This window comes from Microcoleus sp. CAWBG640 (assembly GCF_020883015.1).
Taxonomy (GTDB): Bacteria; Cyanobacteriota; Cyanobacteriia; order Cyanobacteriales; family Microcoleaceae; genus Microcoleus; species Microcoleus anatoxicus.
Genome location: NZ_JAHRFC010000061.1, coordinates 12848 through 30579 on the forward strand (window position 1 = coordinate 12848; position 17732 = coordinate 30579).

The 17732-nt window shown below is 44.8% G+C and carries 13 protein-coding genes, 1 tRNA gene and 1 pseudogene; 10 read left to right on the plus strand and 5 right to left on the minus strand.

All coding sequences use genetic code 11. The annotated features are described in order from the left end of the window. Positions 1-31 precede the first annotated feature (31 nt). Both pdxA and AAFP11_RS22975 read left to right on the plus strand, forming a co-directional pair. A complete protein-coding gene (gene pdxA / locus AAFP11_RS22970; RefSeq protein WP_341739127.1) occupies positions 32-1075 on the plus strand; it encodes a 4-hydroxythreonine-4-phosphate dehydrogenase PdxA in 1044 nt (347 codons plus the stop codon). A gap of 299 nt (positions 1076-1374) precedes the next feature. Continuing rightward, positions 1375-4977 carry an OmpA family protein gene (locus tag AAFP11_RS22975; RefSeq protein ID WP_341739119.1) on the plus strand — a complete coding sequence of 1201 codons (3603 nt, stop codon included), beginning with the start codon at positions 1375-1377 and terminating at the stop codon, positions 4975-4977. A gap of 126 nt (positions 4978-5103) precedes the next feature. Here AAFP11_RS22975 and AAFP11_RS22980 read toward each other — a convergent pair whose 3' ends face one another. Next, positions 5104-5436, minus strand: coding sequence for a helix-turn-helix domain-containing protein (locus tag AAFP11_RS22980; RefSeq protein ID WP_341739120.1), 333 nt, complete (start codon positions 5434-5436; stop codon positions 5104-5106). A gap of 27 nt (positions 5437-5463) precedes the next feature. Next, positions 5464-6384 (minus strand): NAD(+) kinase, encoded by a 921-nt coding sequence (locus AAFP11_RS22985; RefSeq protein WP_340517473.1) that lies wholly within the window; start codon positions 6382-6384, stop codon positions 5464-5466. 369 nt (positions 6385-6753) lie between these two features. Here AAFP11_RS22985 and ispG point away from each other — a divergent pair, with 369 nt between their 5' ends. Further along, positions 6754-7974 (plus strand): (E)-4-hydroxy-3-methylbut-2-enyl-diphosphate synthase, encoded by a 1221-nt coding sequence (gene ispG / locus AAFP11_RS22990; RefSeq protein WP_341739121.1) that lies wholly within the window; start codon positions 6754-6756, stop codon positions 7972-7974. Positions 7975-8185: 211 nt separating this feature from the next. Here ispG and tnpA read toward each other — a convergent pair whose 3' ends face one another. The 3 genes from tnpA to AAFP11_RS23005 all read right to left on the minus strand — a co-directional run bounded on the left by tnpA (position 8186) and on the right by AAFP11_RS23005 (position 9452). Further along, complete coding sequence (gene tnpA / locus AAFP11_RS22995) at positions 8186-8596, minus strand: IS200/IS605 family transposase (RefSeq protein ID WP_341739128.1); 411 nt, start codon at positions 8594-8596, stop codon at positions 8186-8188. A 74-nt stretch (positions 8597-8670) separates the two neighbouring features. After that, a tRNA-Pro gene (locus AAFP11_RS23000) sits at positions 8671-8744 on the minus strand. 153 nt (positions 8745-8897) lie between these two features. Next, positions 8898-9452, minus strand: a complete 555-nt coding sequence (locus AAFP11_RS23005) for a GNAT family N-acetyltransferase (protein ID WP_340517608.1) — start codon at positions 9450-9452, stop codon at positions 8898-8900. Positions 9453-9739: 287 nt separating this feature from the next. Between AAFP11_RS23005 and AAFP11_RS23010 the strand changes: the two genes are divergently transcribed. The 7 genes and pseudogenes from AAFP11_RS23010 to AAFP11_RS23040 all read left to right on the plus strand — a co-directional run. Further along, positions 9740-10465, plus strand: coding sequence for a hypothetical protein (locus AAFP11_RS23010; RefSeq protein ID WP_236505957.1), 726 nt, complete (start codon positions 9740-9742; stop codon positions 10463-10465). Between the two features lie 64 nt (positions 10466-10529). Further along, a complete protein-coding gene (locus AAFP11_RS23015; protein WP_341739122.1) occupies positions 10530-11396 on the plus strand; it encodes an alpha/beta hydrolase in 867 nt (288 codons plus the stop codon). Positions 11397-11532: 136 nt separating this feature from the next. Next, entirely contained in the window at positions 11533-12669 is a 1137-nt protein-coding gene (hrcA, locus tag AAFP11_RS23020; protein WP_341739123.1) for a heat-inducible transcriptional repressor HrcA, read from the plus strand. A gap of 409 nt (positions 12670-13078) precedes the next feature. After that, positions 13079-14686, plus strand: a complete 1608-nt coding sequence (gene metG / locus AAFP11_RS23025) for a methionine--tRNA ligase (protein WP_341739124.1) — start codon at positions 13079-13081, stop codon at positions 14684-14686. Between the two features lie 97 nt (positions 14687-14783). Further along, a complete protein-coding gene (locus tag AAFP11_RS23030; RefSeq protein ID WP_096831201.1) occupies positions 14784-15389 on the plus strand; it encodes an NYN domain-containing protein in 606 nt (201 codons plus the stop codon). Between the two features lie 276 nt (positions 15390-15665). Then, a complete protein-coding gene (lptC, locus tag AAFP11_RS23035) occupies positions 15666-16814 on the plus strand; it encodes an LPS export ABC transporter periplasmic protein LptC (protein WP_341739125.1) in 1149 nt (382 codons plus the stop codon). 668 nt (positions 16815-17482) lie between these two features. Continuing rightward, positions 17483-17732 (plus strand): annotated as a pseudogene (locus AAFP11_RS23040) (Uma2 family endonuclease); the annotation flags it as partial.

Here is a 17732-nt window from a genome sequence, read left to right on the forward strand (position 1 = left end):
GGAGAAAAATGCCTTGAGTCTCGATCGAGGATTGAAACTAGCTCTAACTCTGGGAGATCCGGCAGGAATTGGGCCGGAAGTGATTCTCAAGGCTTTGGCCGATCCCGTAGAGGCTTGTGGGGTGTGGACGATCGGCTCTCGGACAATTTTGCAGCAAACTTATGATAAATTGCGATCGCAAGATCCATCCCTAGCCTTAGCAAATCCCGACACATTAAATATTATTGAGATCGCATCCGACAGCAAATGGGGCGAAATTATCCCTGGTGTTGGTAATGCAGCCAGCGGCGCTGCTAGCTTTGCCTATCTCGAAACTGCCATCGCCCGTACCCTGACTGGTGAATTCTCGGCGATTGTCACAGGACCGATTTCCAAAACTTGCTGGCAGGCGGCTAATTACAATTATCCAGGACAAACAGAACTTCTGGCCGAAAAAGCGCGATCGAAACGCTTCGGAATGCTGTTTGCTGCCAAATCTCCCCACAGCAACTGGATACTGATTACTTTACTCGCTACCACACATATTTCCCTACGTCAAGTCCCGGATGCTTTGACTCCAGAGTTGTTGAGCGAAAAACTGGAATTGCTCATCGAGTGTTTGCGGGCAGATTTTGGGATCGAAACACCCAGAATAGCGGTGTCTGGGTTGAATCCTCACAGCGGCGAAAATGGGAAACTGGGAAATGAAGAGCAAGACTGGATGATACCCTGGTTGGAAACTCAGCGCGATCGCTTCGAGCAAGTACAGTTAGACGGGCCCATCCCACCGGATACCCTCTGGGTAAAGCCCGGTAAAGCTTGGTACGGTTTTGCAGCACCTACTCACGATGCTTATTTGGCAATGTACCACGACCAAGGTTTGATTCCGGTAAAATTAATGGCTTTTGATAAAGCAGTTAACACTACAATTGGCTTGCCCTTTGTCCGCACATCCCCCGATCATGGCACTGCTTTTGATATTGTAGGTAGAGGGATTGCGGATGCTTCCAGCATGAAATCTGCCTTGGAGCTTGGGAGGGAGTTGGCCACGAGAAGAGCAGTGGCAAAATGGGGCGATCCGCGAGATACTAAATAAAACCGATCGCCCTCTCTCTCCCAGTAGAGAGAACCCGGTAAGTGTCTAAAAAGATGAGGTTAATTAACTAAGGTTAATCAAGTATATAGCAATCCTTGCAGGAGTCGCAAGTTTTTTACCCCACCCCAACCCTCCCCTTATTAAGGGGAGGGAGCAAGAAATTCACAAATGATTTAGAATTGCTATAGATAGGTTAGTTAGCTTGATTCTGTTGAAATTTGCTATTGATTTTCCCTTATATGGGGTTGCCAACGGGTGATTTCCTTTCATTAGTCAAAGTCAAATCATGGTAGAAAATTATGACAGAATTTAATCTCAATCCAGAGGAAAGGGAGCAATTAGAAAACACTGAAACTAATCCTACAAATCAGATAGGTAGTAATGCTGGCGAGCAACTTCAAGAATTAATGAAAATGCTGGCGGAGTTGCAATTATTAAAATTAAAAAATGAATCTAACGAAATTAATTTAAGGTGTACAAAAATGTCTAACAATAATAATGAGGAGAAAAATGAACCCAATCAGCAGTGGTCTTTTCTGATAGAATCACCAGCAATTATCCCCGAAATTTTGACAAGTGAACCCGAAAATACCAGTCATAAAAACATAAAAAAAGAACGGTTCGGATCGCGAGAATTCCAGCCCAAAAACGAAGAAGTGCCTTCGGAGGAAACCTTAGAAGAGGCTAGAGAAAAGTTAAAGCGGTTGCAACAATTACTATTTGAACGGGATTTACCAGAATTTTATGATAATATTTTGAGCGTAGAACAGAGATTGGCAAACTTTGAAAGGATGATTTCCGATCCCGATGAGTTGCTAAAATTATTAACACCATTAATTCCTGAGTTGCTGAGCGGCCAAGTCAGGGAATTGAAGTCTGAGTTGCGAGAGGCGATCGCACCGGATGGTAGTCCCAGAATTAATCAGAGTGAAATAGAAGCAAAAGTAGTAGAACTACAAAATCAAATCGCGATTCTATCTCAGCAAAAAATCCCCAATTCAGAACAGTTAATCAAAGGGCTGACTCCCATAATCACCGATTTGCTCAACCGCAAACTAGAGGAGTCGAAGTTAGGGGTAGATTCAAAAATTGCACCGGCAGTTAAGGAAGTAATTAATCACCAAAACGGCCTAGAAGAAAAAGTATTAAATATTGAACATAAAGTTGCTCAAGTTCAACAGCGTTTTCAGCAGCAGCCGGAAGATTTAGTCAAACAACTACTGCCCATAATTAACGAGTCGCTGAATCGGAAAATCAGTGAGTTAAAATCTGAGCTAATCCAGACTGTGACACCCTCAGCCCAGGTGAGAATAGCTTGGGCAGAAATCGAAGAAAAAGTATTAAATATCATCGAAGGGCGACTCGTAGATCAACAACCACAAATTCAGCAGCCGGAAGAAATAATTGGGCGGGTAATGCCAATCATCACGGAGTTACTTAACCGTAAAATAGATGAATCTAAATTAGATTTAGCAGCCCTCATCGAACCTTTGATGGCTAGCCACAGTCATCAAGAAGTAATTCAAGTGCAACTGTTGAATGTAGAAAATAAAGTTAATCTGATTCAGAAAAAGCAGAATTCTCAACCGGAAGAAATAATGGCCAGGCTGATGCCGTTAATGATTGAGTCGCTGAATCGGAAGATAGATGAGACAAAGTTAGAGGTGAGAGAGGCGATCGCCCCAGGCATCAACGAAGCTTTTCAAAACAGCGGCATAGAAGCAAAAATCTTAAGAAATGAGCATCAAATTATCGAAGTTCAGCACGAAACAGTCGCCCAGTTAGAAGGGTTGATGGCAAGGATTATGCCACGGATCTCCCAGATGCTGTTGGAAAAAATCAGCGAAGCAAGAGTAGAGATAGAAAGTGCGATCGGTCCCGCGGTGGATGCCATTATTCAAAATAAAAGAATAGAAGAAAGACTGGGGAAAATCGAACAAAAAATTGTCGCGATCGAACACCGAATTTATGAATCTACTGACTTGTTTACAGATTTATTGAAGCCTTTAATTGACGAACTTATGGTCGGTCATCACAAGCAACTAGAACAATCTGTGATAGAATCAATTTTGCCTTTATTAGATGAAGTTGTTAATTATAATTATCAACTAAATGATAAAGTAGAAAATCTGGAACGGAAACTAAATGATGCTCAATGGGGTGGCAATGAGGAAGCATTAGTTGCCAAAATTAAAGCCATTTTCCTGGAAATGATGCTAGACACAATTAACGAATCCCAGGAAGCATTTACTGAAACAATTGCCCCCATAATCGATCAAGTAATTAATAATAAAACCAGGGAAAATAGGCAATCGATGGGAATCGCAATATCTCCAGCGATACCTGTGGGAATCAGCCACCGCATCAATGAATCGCCAGATGAGATTGCACAGGCGATCGCACCCGAAATAGCCTCTGCTGTGAGAAGACAAATTAATCTTAATACAGAAGCGATGTCGGATGCACTCTACCCGATTATTGGTAGTACGATTTTGAAGTACATGGCTGAGACGATACAGGAGATTAATGAAAAACTCGAAAAAGCGGTGAGCCTTGAGGGAATTACCCGCAAATTTAAAGCTAAGTTACAAGGGATTTCTGAAGCAGAATTGCTGATGAAAGAGACAACACCATCAAGTGTTAAGGCAGTATTTTTAATTCAAAAAGACTCTGGGTTAGTAATTACAGCAGTGCAACAGTCACAACGGGAGCAGCTAGAATCAGAAATGGTGGCGGGGATGTTGACTGCGATTCGTTCTTTTGTCAACGACTGTATCTCTCAGTCTGGCAATATTGCAGAAATTGATGCCATAGAATATGGCACATCTACGATTGTATTGGAAGTAGCGGGTTCCTGTTATCTAGCGGTAGTGGTGCAAGGAGAAATCCGCCAATGGTTTAAGTACAAAATGCGAGCAATTTTCAAAAATATTGTTCAAGAATACGGCAATAAAATCCAGTCATTTAATGGAGATCCAGCCAGTATCCCCGTGGAAGTCAATTCGGAGTTGCGGAAATTAATTGATACAAATGTCCAAGCTAAATCCACTCAACCTAAAGCGTTATTAATGGTGGGATTTGGACTTTTAGGTTTAATTGTAGTACCTTGGGGGATTCATCAATATCGTAGTGGAATTGAACGCAGATTAGAAGCTGAGACAAATTTAGCTTTACAGTCTGCTCCCGAATTATCAGTTTATCGACTCACGGCAGAGGTGAAAGGTAAAGTAGCACAGCTTTCGGGACGAGTACCGAATCAGAAATTGCGTTCAAGAGCCCTACAAATCGCTCAAAGAGTTGTGCCACAATTAACCTTAGACAATAAAATTATAGCAGTGGAAGTACCTCCAGACCCGGTGTTAGTGGAGGCTGATATCAAGCGGACAGTGGCTCTGTTGAACAAAGTAGAAAGCATTGACATTTCGGCTCGTTATGTGGCAGAGAAAGTCACCGTCGAAGGTAGCGTACTCCAGGCAAAAGATGCTCAGAAAATAACAGAAGCTTTTGCTAAAATTCCGGGGGTGAAGTCTGTCACAAATACAGTGGTAATAGGAACTAAACCGCTGTCTAAGGCCATGGGAATTCGGATTTATTTTGGTGTGGGCGCTGCTACTTTGCAGGCGAATGATATCACCCAAAAAATGAAAGAAATCAAGGCATTTATGGCAGAAAATAAAGGCAAGAATTTGAGGATAATTGGACATAGCGATTTTAAAAGCAATTCTGCAGAAAACCAAAGATTGGCACTGGAAAGGGCGAAAAATGTGAAAGTAGCTTTAGTGAATAAAGGAATAGATAGTGACAGAATACAAGTTGCTTCTAGCAAAAGTCGTCCCGAAGGCGTGGCGGAAAATCAACCACTGTGGCTGAGTAGAACAGTAACTTTTGAAGTGGTAAATTAAAAGTAGTCTTTGCTTTTTAAATACACAAAATATAGCAACTGCCAAGGCTGTTAAGGTAACTGTTATAAAAAGCGATCGCGCTTCAGGTAAACTAGAAGGCGATCGCCAATTTATTTTTTTTAAAAATTAATTGGTTAGATCGAGATATTTCACACCCCATTCGTGCATGGCGTCGATGATAGGTTTGAGGCTTTCTCCCAAAGGTGTTACGGAATATTCGACTTTAGGCGGAACCTCCAAGTAAATTTCGCGATGGACAATCCCGTGTAACTCCATCTCGCGCAGTTGTTGTGTCAGCATTTTTTGAGTAATGCCTTTTAAGGCCCTTTGCAACTGATTAAAACGCTTCACACCTTGAAATAGCTCGCGCAGGATTAATACTTTCCAACGTCCGCCAATGATATCTAAAGTTCTTTCTACAACACAACTAGCTCTCTCCGTATCTGTTTTGACTTCCATAGTATCTTTTAAGGATTTAATTGCCTTTTAATTGCGGTGATTGTTGTTATACCGAATGCGGGCTCCGGCCCACTGAAGTTTTTCTCTCAATGTGCCGTAATAAGAATAGTTTTCTCGCAAAATGATAAATTTAGCCTCGCAGTCCGCCATCCGCACGTCTACGCGCTGTCCTGGCCAAATGGCAGTACCTAAAATGCCATCTGTCCAGAGTTTGGTACTGAGTTCGTAATCTGCTAAGGGCCAAATGCTGACTACAGAACCGGGTGGCAAAACTACGGGGCGGCTGGATAAACTTAAAGGGCAAATGGGAGTAACAGCGATCGCGTCCATGCCAGGGTGTATAATCGGCCCGTTGGCAGATGCGGTGTAGCAAGTCGAACCGGTGGGAGTTGCGACAATTAAGCCGTCGCCCTGATATTGATCCACTACTTCGCCGTCAACTTCCATTTCTAGAATACAACTGGGCATTCGATCGGCGCAAGCAGGTTTGATGCACATTTCATTGAGGGCCAAAAAGCGATCGCTTTCCGGTTCCAGATTAGTTCTATTTCCCTGAAAAATCGCCGCCTGCAACATCATCCGCTTCTGTACGGCGTACCTATCTTCACTAAGTCTGTCCCAAATCTCTTCAGTATTTTGGAAATCCTCAAAAGATTCAGTTAAAAAACCTAAGTGTCCCCCCACATTGGCAGCCAAAATGGGGATACCATCAGCAGCTAAATTTCGGGCCGCAGCCAGGGCAGTGCCGTCACCACCAAGCACCACAGCTAAATCTATGGGGCTGGTACTAGAAGCCAAAAACACTGGGTAGGGGTTATCTTTTGGGCCACTCGGCCCCATCAAAACATGACAACCGCGACTTTCTAACTGCCGAGCACATTGTTCTGCCCACCGCTGGCTGAAGGGATCTCTGGCTTTGTGGGCAATAATTACTTGTTTTAGTTGCACAAACTGTCGATTTTAGATTGGGGCTTTGGGATTGTGAGATTTATCGATCGGGGATTGGGGATTGTTAGATTTTATGCTAACTGCAAAATCAACCGATTTGAGATTTTATGGTGGCTGCAAAATCCTAACAGGTGCGATCGCACAAATTGGTTTTGGAGATCATTTTTAGATTCTAAACTATTTTCGAGAATTGCGAGGCAGACGATCGGAATATGTGCGATCGGGCCGAGCCCATAAATTCGATCGCAAATCCCTTAAAAAAAACCAAATCCCCAAACCTCAGTCTCCAAACAGACCCTTTCTGTGGCAATCTAAAAAACAGCCGAGACAATTTTATAAACTTTTGGTAACAGAACCCAGCAATCAATTATGCAAACTCTACCAAATCCAACTAAAACCCCCAACCCTCAACCAGCCTTCGACACCACCATCAAACGGCGCAAAACCAGACCAGTCAAAGTCGGTAGCGTCACCATCGGTGGTGGCAACCCAGTCGTCGTACAATCGATGATTAACGAAGACACCCTCGACATCGACGGTTCAGTAGCCGGAATTAGGCGATTGCACGAGATTGGCTGCGAAATCGTCCGCGTCACCGTGCCCAGCATGGCCCACGCCAAAGCCTTAGCCGAAATCAAGCAAAAACTGATCGCCACCTACCAACCAGTACCCCTGGTTGCCGATGTCCACCACAATGGCATGAAAATCGCCCTAGAAGTGGCCAAACACGTAGACAAAGTGAGAATCAATCCGGGTTTGTACGTGTTCGAGAAACCGAAAGCTGACAGAACCGAATATACCGATGCCGAATTCGCCGAAATTGGCGAAAAAATCAGGGAAACCCTGGAACCCCTAGTGATATCTCTCCGAGATCAGGGCAAAGCTTTGCGAATCGGAGTCAATCACGGTTCCCTTGCCGAAAGGATGCTGTTCACCTACGGCGACACCCCAGAAGGCATGGTAGAATCCGCCCTGGAATTCATCAAAATTTGCGAATCCCTGGACTTTGGCAACATCGTCATTTCCCTGAAAGCCTCCCGTGCTCCAGTGATGGTGGCGGCTTACCGCTTGATGGCACACCGGATGGACGAACTAGGCATGGATTACCCGCTGCATTTGGGTGTCACGGAAGCTGGCGACGGGGAATATGGCCGTATCAAGTCCACCGCGGGGATCGCACCGCTATTGGCTGATGGCATCGGCGACACCATCCGCGTCTCCCTGACAGAGGCCCCAGAAAAGGAAATTCCTGTCTGCTACAGCATTCTGCAAGCCTTGGGATTGCGGAAAACGATGGTTGAGTATGTGGCTTGTCCTTCCTGTGGTCGTACTTTGTTTAATTTAGAGGAAGTGCTGCACAAAGTGAGGGCGGCGACGCAGCATCTGACGGGTTTGGATATAGCAGTAATGGGCTGTATTGTCAATGGGCCCGGAGAAATGGCTGATGCTGACTATGGTTATGTGGGGAAGCAGGCTGGTTATATTTCGCTGTACCGGGGCCGGGAAGAAATTAAGAAGGTGCCGGAGGACAGAGGTGTGGAAGAATTGATTAACTTGATTAAATCGGACGATCGCTGGGTGGAACCTTAAGTAAGCGGATGCCGGATGATTAATTTTAAATCCGGTAGTTACCCAAAGTCAGTAAGGGGCGGGTTGATTTAGCTTGACAGACGGGAATCCCCACACCATACCGCTTCGGTTGGTGTGGGATGAAAGGCGCGTGAGACGAGGATTCCACTTGTTCACAATCTCAAAGCGTAGCTTTGAGCAGTGGGCAGGTGGATGACGAGACGAACAAATCTTATTCTACAGGTCTATCTTGCTCCTCAATGTACTTCTTTAATTGCTCAACCGTCACGCCGCCACAGGAAGCAATAAAATATCCATTTGTCCAAAAAACATCTTTCCAGTAAACTTTTTCAACTTCATCTACAAACTCTTTCCGCAAATAGCGACTAGATACAGTCTTAAGATTGTTGATAAGCTTACTTGGTTCAGTTTGTGGTGTATATTGAAGCAACAAATGTACGTGGTCACGCTCACCATTGAATTCTACCAATCTTCCTTCCCATTTTTCCATCAAGTTCTTAAAAATCTCCTCAAGCCTGGACAACATTGGATGGGTCAGAACTTTCCGCCGATATTTGGTTGTCAATACTAAATGACACTTGAGATCGGAAACTCCGTAGGGTGCTAAGTTGGAAAAACGGATACAAACCCGATCGCACACCTGCTTTGATAGCAGCGCGAAAAGATTTAAATCCAGTCTGCAAGGATTAAGTTAAATCGGGATGACAGGATTTGAACCTGCGACATCCTGCTCCCAAAGCAGGCGCGCTACCAAACTGCGCTACATCCCGGTGTGGTAGTTATCCACCCCATGACCATTAACACATAAAACCAGGAACTTGTCAAGCTATTTTTTCATTTGAGCTCGAAATGTACTTCCAAGGGTGATGCCAGCGTCAATCTGGCCTTGCTGCCAAAAATCAACGCTGACGTAGACCGATCGACTAATCTGGATACCAGAACATACCTTTAATCCCCTCTGGATCTGACATAAAGCCCAAATTTCGGTAAAAATCCACAACTTGAGGGTCAGCAAATAAGGTAATGTTGCTGATGTCTTCACTACGGAGTTTTTTAATGATGTATTTCATCAGTGCCTTGCCCATACCCTTACCTTGGTAATCAGGATGAACTACCACATCCCATAGCGTGGCATTAAAAGCATGGTCTGAAGTCGCTCTGGCGAAACCTACCAGCCGTCGCTGGGTGCCCCGGATCTCCCACATAGAGACGACTAAGAAGCTGTGTACAATAGCTTTTTTGACTTTTCGCAGGGGACGGCGGGACCAACCAACTGCATTACAAAGTTCTTCGAGTTCGTAGAGGTCAATATCCCGATCGCAACTAAAAAAGATGCGAGCGTTGCCGAGGGAGTTGGGCTTGCGAAAAGTTGGGGACAGCGGATCGCCAGACCCAACAGTCACATCTTCCTCAAATTCTGCTGTTTGGGGTACAGAGGCAGACTCAGAACTACTAAATAAGTTTTTCCAAAAACCCATGCAGGCGCGGTTAAGGTAGTAGAAGTTGGACGACGTTACAGAGAGCCCGAAAGATAGACCCACTCCGATCGGGATGGGATGAATTGCGGGTAATCTTTTCAGCAACAGTTTACGGTACACTCATCTTACGCCGAAAAGACGGATTTGTCGTCCCACATTGAGTCTCCACTATTCTGATGCTGATCAACTTGGGTACAAATTCATCCGTGGAGACTTTAAACCTCTTCGCATCGTTCCTGTGCATGGCGACCGGAACCTAGTATATCTCCCGCACCTTCCCCTCAATTATGGCTTCGGGTTTAAAACCATCTACACTAGAACTGCTCAAGCGCTTTAACCGAGCGTTTCCGCAGTTTTACGAGCAATTTGTCAGCAGTGAAATTCAACTGCAAAACCTCAAATTAGCTTATCAACTGTATAAAACTAGACAAGCAGTCATCGAAGTCAGACCGGAAGGTAACAAAAGTGCCCTGCATTTTGCTTATCGCAACCAGTCTTTTTTGTTGAGTGATATTTTTGGAGTCCTGGCGGCCTATGGACTAACGATTCACAGTCTGAGTCTATACGGTCAAATTTACCCGCCGATGTTGGTATTTATCAAATTGGTAGTATCTCGCGGAGGCAAGGTACTGGCAGATAAAACCGCAGAAAACGTCTGTAGGGCGGTTAGAGAGGCCTTGGCTGGACATTTTGAAGTTGAAGAGATGTTGGCGGTAGAATTTAATCTAGACGCGGGTTTAGAAGACGTGGCAACGGAATTCTACGTCGATCCGGTGTTCCATTTGCCAGCTTTGCTGATTGAAGCAGACAACCAGCCTGGACTTTTTTACAAAGTTATGTATGCCATTTGGCAAGAGGATTTGTTGGTGGTGAATGCTAATTTACTGGTTTGGCGGGGGCGGACTCGCTTAATTCTCTACTTGTTGGGCCCCAATGAAAGTTTAATTCCTGAGTATTTGGGGCAGAAAATTGCTGAGGGGGTGCGCCAAAGATTGCTGGGCGATCGATTTTAAACAGGTGTCAGTGGTTGACCAAAAATCCGCTGTCGGCGAACCCTTCTTGAATTAGGATAGGACTATGGCAATCATTGACATCCTAGGGGTTCGGCACGCCTACGATTTGACAGCACCGAGAACAACTCCCCACGTTTTAGTTTTTGTCCACGGCTGGCTGTTGAGCCGTCACTACTGGCAAGCGACGATCGCACGTTTGGCAGATAATTATCAATGTCTAACTTACGATTTGCGCGGGTTTGGCGATTCCATTGCCTACGATGACACTCACGGGATTTCCCAACCTGGGAATTCCTCCTACACTCCTGCTGCTTATGCTCGTGATTTGGGAATTTTATTAGAAAAACTCGATATTTCCAGTGTTTGGCTGGTGGGACATTCTCTGGGGGGTACGATCGCCCTGTGGGGAGCTAGCCAATTGTCCGATCGAGTTAAAGGTGTCCTCTGCGTTAATGCCGGTGGTGGCATCTATCTTAAGGAGGAATTCGAGCGGTTTCGAGCCGTGGGCAAGCAGCTAGTCAAACTGCGCCCCCTCTGGTTGTCTTACTTGCCCTTACTAGATTTTGTGTTTGCCCGTGATTCTGTGGCCCACTCCATCGGTCGTGCCTGGGGAAGGCAGCGGTTGATAGATTTTGTGGCGGCTCGCCCAGAAGCGGCTACTGGGGCTTTGCTGGATTCCACCACAGAAGCGGAAATTCACCGCTTGCCAAAAATTGTGTCCCAACTCAAACAGCCTGTTTATTTTATTGCCGGCACTAAAGACCAAATTATGGAACCCAAATACGTGCTGCATTTGGCCAGCTTTCACTGGCTGTTCCAAGGTTGTGGCGAAAATGTGCTTCAGATTCCAGATTGTGGTCATTTGGCAATGCTGGAACAGCCGGATGCAGTGGCTAATTACCTGACCAAAATCCTCCACGAGCATGATTAAATGGCAACGGGCATCGGGCATTGCTACGATCGCCAAGGAATCACAAATAACCAATAACCCATAACAAATCAGTTGTTTCTTCTGCTATAACTGAATAGTGGCAAATTGTTTGAATTCAAATTCAGCTTAAATATCTGTGCGCGTCAACCTCACCGATCGGCAACAACACATCCTGTGGGCAACGGTTCGCCACTATATTGCTACAGCCGAACCCGTTGGCTCAAAAGCTTTGGTTGATGAGTACAAACTCACTGTCAGCCCAGCTACCATTCGCAATGCGATGGGAACTCTCGAAAAAGCAGGACTCCTCTATCAACCTCACACTTCTGCAGGACGTGTCCCCTCTGATTCTGGCTACAGACTTTATGTCGATCGACTGATCCAGCCTTCAGAGAAACTCGCCGGTAAGGTGGAACAGGTACTCGACCAGCTCAATTGGTCTGATGGTCGTCGCTCGGCGGTACTTCGAGGTGCCGCTCAAATTCTGGCGACTATTAGCGGTTACATTGCCCTGATCACCATACCCCAAACCAATATCGCTTGCTTGCGACACTTGCAACTGGTGCAGCTAGAACCCGGAAAGGTGATGCTGATAGTGGTGACAGATGCCTACGAAACCCAGTCAGTGTTGGTGCAGTTACCTCAAGACACAGAAGGTAAAAAGCTGGATGTAGAAATAGTCGATCGCGAATTACAGATTTTATCCAATTTTTTGAACTCTAAATTGCGCGGGCGCTCGTTCTCCGAACTCAGTACGATCGCGCTTAGCGAATTAAACCAGGACTTTGAACTTTACGCTGATTTGATGGGAACCATGCTGGCGGCCTTGAGCCGTCGGGCCGAGACTCCCACATACACGCGGATTTTGATCGGCGGTTTGGCAGAAGCATTACGTTTACCGGAGTTCTCCCAGTTGCAGCAAGTTCAAACCCTCGTTCAACTCCTCGAACAAGAACAGGAACTACTTTGGCCTTTAATCTTTGAATCTCCAGACTTGGAAACCCCCGGTAGACGGGTGACAGTCAGAATTGGCTCGGAAAACTCCCTAGAACCAATTCGCGGTTGTACTCTGATTTCTTCCACTTATCGGCGGGGATCTTTGCCTGTGGGGAGTGTTGGGGTTTTGGGACCGACGCGGATGGTGTACGAAAATGCGATCGCAGTTGTGGAAGCAGCAGCAGATTATTTGTCGGAAGCCATTGGCGGAAATCGAGCTAATTTTCCTGAAGCCAATCCAGAGATGCCGCATAGTAGATTCATAGATGCACCCTGATTTGATACCCCCAAGTTTAACTAGCTTGGGTTTTTTTGGGTATATTATAGCATATTTTTCCTTCATATTTTGAAGTTCAGGGGCGGATGTAATAAAACTAAAGTTAATATTCATTAGTCATCTGCGACTCTGCGGGGTCTGCCACTATTCCTCTGTGCCACTGCCCCACTTTCAGGGCCTAGGGTATTTTCAAAAGAAAAGTCAAAATATTAAGACATTTTTTAGAGTTGGTCAAAAATAGGTAAAAAAGATTAATGTGGTTATTAAACCCCTTTGTCTGTTGGGAATAACCAGGGTTGGCAAATTGCAAATAGCTTCCAGCAAATTTAGCAAAATTGCCACTCCAGCTAAGGTTCAACTCTTAAGTTAAGATCGAAGGCGAGATTTAGGTAATTTTTTTTAGGATTAAATGAAATCGATCGATAAAACTAAAAATACCTTTGCGATTACAACGCCTCTGTATTATGTAAACGATTTACCCCACCTTGGCAGTGCTTACACGACTATGGCTGCTGATGCTATAGCCAGATTTGAGCGGCTGCGGGGTAAGTCAGTCTTGCTAGTTACAGGGACAGACGAGCACGGGCAGAAAATTCAACGCACCGCCGAGAGTTTGGGGCGATCGCCCCAGGGTCACTGCGATCTAGTTGTTCCGGGCTTTGAGGCGCTTTGGGAAAAATTCAACATCCAGTACGATCGTTTTATCCGCACGACATCCAGACGCCACGAGTATATTGTCAAAGAATTCTTCCAGCGGGTTTGGAATTCCGGCGACATCTACTTGAATCAGCAACAAGGCTGGTACTGCGTTTCCTGCGAAGAATTTAAAGAAGAACGGGACTTGTTACCGGGGCACCGGTGTTCCATCCACACCAGCAAAGAAGTTGAGTGGCGCGATGAGGAAAACTACTTTTTCCGCTTGTCGCGCTATCAAGAGCAACTTTTAGCCCTCTATGCTGAACGTCCCGATTTCATCGCGCCGGAAAGTCGGCGCAACGAAGTTCTCAGCTTTGTCAACTCTGGACTGCAAGACTTTTCGATTTCTAGGGTGAATGTGGCATGGGGTTTGCCGGTGCCAGTTGACCCTAGTCACACCATCTATGTCTGGTTTGATGCTTTGGTAGGATATATCACCGCCCTGGTGGATGCTGACAGCGACCCCACTTTAGAGAATGCTTTATCTAAATGGTGGCCAGTTGACCTCCACTTAATCGGCAAAGATATTTTGCGTTTCCACGCAGTTTATTGGCCGGCAATGCTGATGTCTGCTGGTTTGCCGATGCCTGGTCGTGTCTTCGCCCACGGCTTTTTGACCAAAGACGGCAAAAAAATGGGTAAAACTGAAGGTAATACTTTAGACCCAGTGGAATTGGTCAATAAATACGGTGCTGATGCGGCTCGCTACTATTTCTTAAAAGAAATTGAGTTCGGACAGGACGGCGATTTTAATGAAACTCGGTTTATCAATACATTAAACGCTGAATTAGCAAATGATTTGGGAAATTTGCTGAACCGTACTTTAAACATGGCCCGTAAATATTGCGGTGGTTGTGTTCCTAATGTATTGGGCGAAAACATTTCCAGCGATAACCTTCTCAAGGGTATGAGCCTGAATTTGGGCGAAGAAGTCGCTGGTTTTTATGAAGACTTAGCTTTTAGCAAAGCTTGCGAAGCCGTACTGGCTTTGGTTCGAGCTGGAAATAAGTTTATTGACGTACAAGCACCTTGGAGTTTGTATAAGCAAGGACATTTAGAATCTGTCCAACAAGTGTTATATTCGGTTCTGGAATCTGTTAGACTGGCATCTTACCTTTTATCGCCGATAATACCAAATATCAGCAGTGCGATTTATCAGCAGCTCGGTTTTTCAATTGACTTTAACGATAAGGTAGCAGTTAACAGTTTAGCAACATTTGCAACTCACTCGGTATGGGGTGCTTTACCAGCAAACCAAGCTCTGGGAGAAGCTCAGCCTGTTTTTAGGCGACTAGAACTGCTGGAAAAAGTACCTTCTTAGTTGACATTAGGCGATCGGGGTGCGATGACCGATCGCAAATTAGCACTTATCAAATTTCATTACCTAATCTTTCATAAAAAATTGAGGCATAACAATCATGTTGAATAGAATAGAAAGCAACGACCTTTTTACGCCGGAACAAGTTTTAGAAAATCGGGGAAGAGTGGCAATCTTTATTGATGGCTCTAACCTGTTTTATGCTGCTTTACAGTTAGGGATTGAGATTGATTATACCAAGCTTCTGTGCCGTTTAACGGCTGGTTCCAGGCTGCTGCGGTCTTTTTTCTACACTGGTGTCGATCGCACTAACGAGAAACAACAGGGGTTTTTGCTGTGGATGCGCCGCAACGGGTATCGCGTGATTTCTAAGGATTTGGTGCAATTACCCGATGGTTCTAAGAAAGCGAACTTAGATGTAGAAATTGCTGTGGATATGATGGCTTTGGTGGGTTCCTATGACACGGCGGTTTTGGTCAGCGGTGATGGCGATTTGGCCTATGCTGTGGATGCTGTCAGCTATCGTGGCGTGCGGGTTGAGGTGGTGAGTTTGCGATCGATGACCAGCGACAGTTTAATTAATGTAGCCGATCGCTACATCGATTTGGAAATGATTAAGGACGATATCCAAAAAACATCGCGCCCTAACTATGCTTATCGCCCCTTGTCTGGCTTGAGCTTGATGGACGAACATGACGATAGATAGGAAGTTGGGAATGGGTAATGGGGAATGGGTAATGGGGAATGGGTAATAGGGAATAGGTAATAGGCAATGGGTAATAGGTTAAATAATTCAAAATTAAAAGTCAAAAATTTAGATAAAATATAGGAAAGTTTAAATTTTTGATTTGCTTTTTTCTATTACTAAATTACAAATTACCAAATTACAAATCACCCAATTACTAATTACAAATTACTAATTATTAATTACTACATGATTAATTTCCCATCAAAGATTTCCAATTTCTCATCCCCAAAAGTGGTGCTACTAACTTTAGTTGCCTTGCTTTTGGGGATTGGTGCTTGTGGCGCTCCTTCCGACACTCAAAAAAGTAAGTTAGCTGAAGATCTCAAAACTGCTGAAAAGTCAAACAGCACTTTAACATTGAACAAAGTAATTCTAGAGCAGGCCAATGAAAAAGGCGAGTTATTCTGGAAAGTGAGGTCGAAGGATGCTGTTTACAGCAAAGACCAAAAGATAGTGAACGTTCAGAAACCAGTGGGCAAATTGTTTCAGGACGGCAAAGAAATTTACGATATTCAAGCAGAAACAGGAGAGGTATTTCAGGAAGGAAATCAGGTATTTCTGAAAGGCAAAATAGTTGCTACTGACCTCAAAAATGGAGTGGTGCTCAGGGGGAATGAATTGGAGTGGCGGCCGAAGGAAGATGTGTTAGTGGTTCGGAATAATCTGACTGGAGACAACAAACAGGTGAGTGCTTCTGCGAAGGAAGCGCGAGTTTTCACTAGAGCCAGAAGAATGGAGTTATTCGGCTCTGTAGTCGCAGATATTAAAGATCCGGTTTTGCAATTGCGAACAGAGCATTTAATTTGGTTTCTGGATCAGCAAAAAGTCAGCAGCGACAAACCGAGTCAACTGGACAGATATAAAGATAAAAAAGTTACAGAAAGCGGTTTTGCTGACCAGACAGATGTAGACTTAAAAACGAAGATTGCGACGCTGACCAAAAATGCTCAATTGATGCCATCCGATCCGCCACTGCAAATAGAAAGCAGTTTGATGAGTTGGAATTTTCCGGCACAAAGTGTGGTTTCTCCGGGACCAGTGAAGATTTTTCACCGGGTGGAAAAGGTGACGATGACTGGGGATACTGGTAGGGGAGATTTAGATAAAAAAGTTTTTTATTTGACGGGAAATGTGCTAGGAATAGGGCAGAAACGTCAATCTCAGTTGAATAGCGATCGAGTAATTTGGTATTTAACTAATCAGACTTTTGATGCGGAAGGAAATGTGGTTTATCGGCAATTAGATCCGGTGTTTAATTTAACTGGGCCGAAGGCTTCGGGACAGCTTAAAGATCAAACTGTGATTGTCAAAGGTGACGGTGGGGGTGGCCAAGTTGTTACGGAGTTTGTACCGGATGAGCAAAAGGGAATTTTGAGGAAGTAGATGTGATGGAGGAGACGGCAGTGCCCATAGGTGTCAACTTAAGGTACAACCAATAGTCCGACAGGGGTTGAAACCCCTGTCTCAAAGCGCAAGTCCTCTCAAAGAGGACTGAAGAGTTACTTAATGTGTATGGGTTTGACACAAATCGACCGTCAGTTTCAACTGACTTTCGCTATTAGACAGGGAATTCATTCCCTGTCGGACTCGTAGGATGATTCAACGACTTGGAATGCTTTCAGGCTTAAGTTGACACCTATGGGCAGTGCCCATTAGTGTCAACTTAAGCCTGAAAGCCTTGAAAAATCTCGTTTATATCCTAGTCCAGATCCCCCTAAATCCCCCTTAAGAAGGGGGACTTTGAGAAGACTCCTGTCCCCCCCTTCTTAAGGGGGGCTAGGGGGGATCTAGGCTTAATAGTCAAACAACAGTCTCTGACTGGGTTTGACGTTAAGTTGACACTAATGGGCAGTGCCGTGTCCCTACAGTGTTATTTTGGGTAGGGACACGGCACTGCCGTCTCCTAATTTCTACTAATAATACCGATGTAACCCGAAATGAGATGATTGTTGCAAAAATTTGGTTTTGTGATGTTTGACCGCAGATGTAGGCGGATGAGCGCTGATAAACGCAGATATAATTAAGATTAGATTGAGTAAGGAGAGGTTGGGATGACAGCAGCAACTTTAGAAAAGTTAGAAAGGCTCGATGAACCTATCTTAATTGACGAACTGAGCTGGAGAGATTTTAAATTGGTTGAACAGTTGCTCTCACGCCCAGGGGTGAGGCTGTCGTTTTTAGATGGGGTATTGGAGATTAGACGTATGCCTGGAAAAAAACATGAAACTGTTAAGCAGCGGATTTCAACGCTGTTGGATTTGTATTTGGAATTCGGAGGGATTGATTTTACGCCAACGGGTT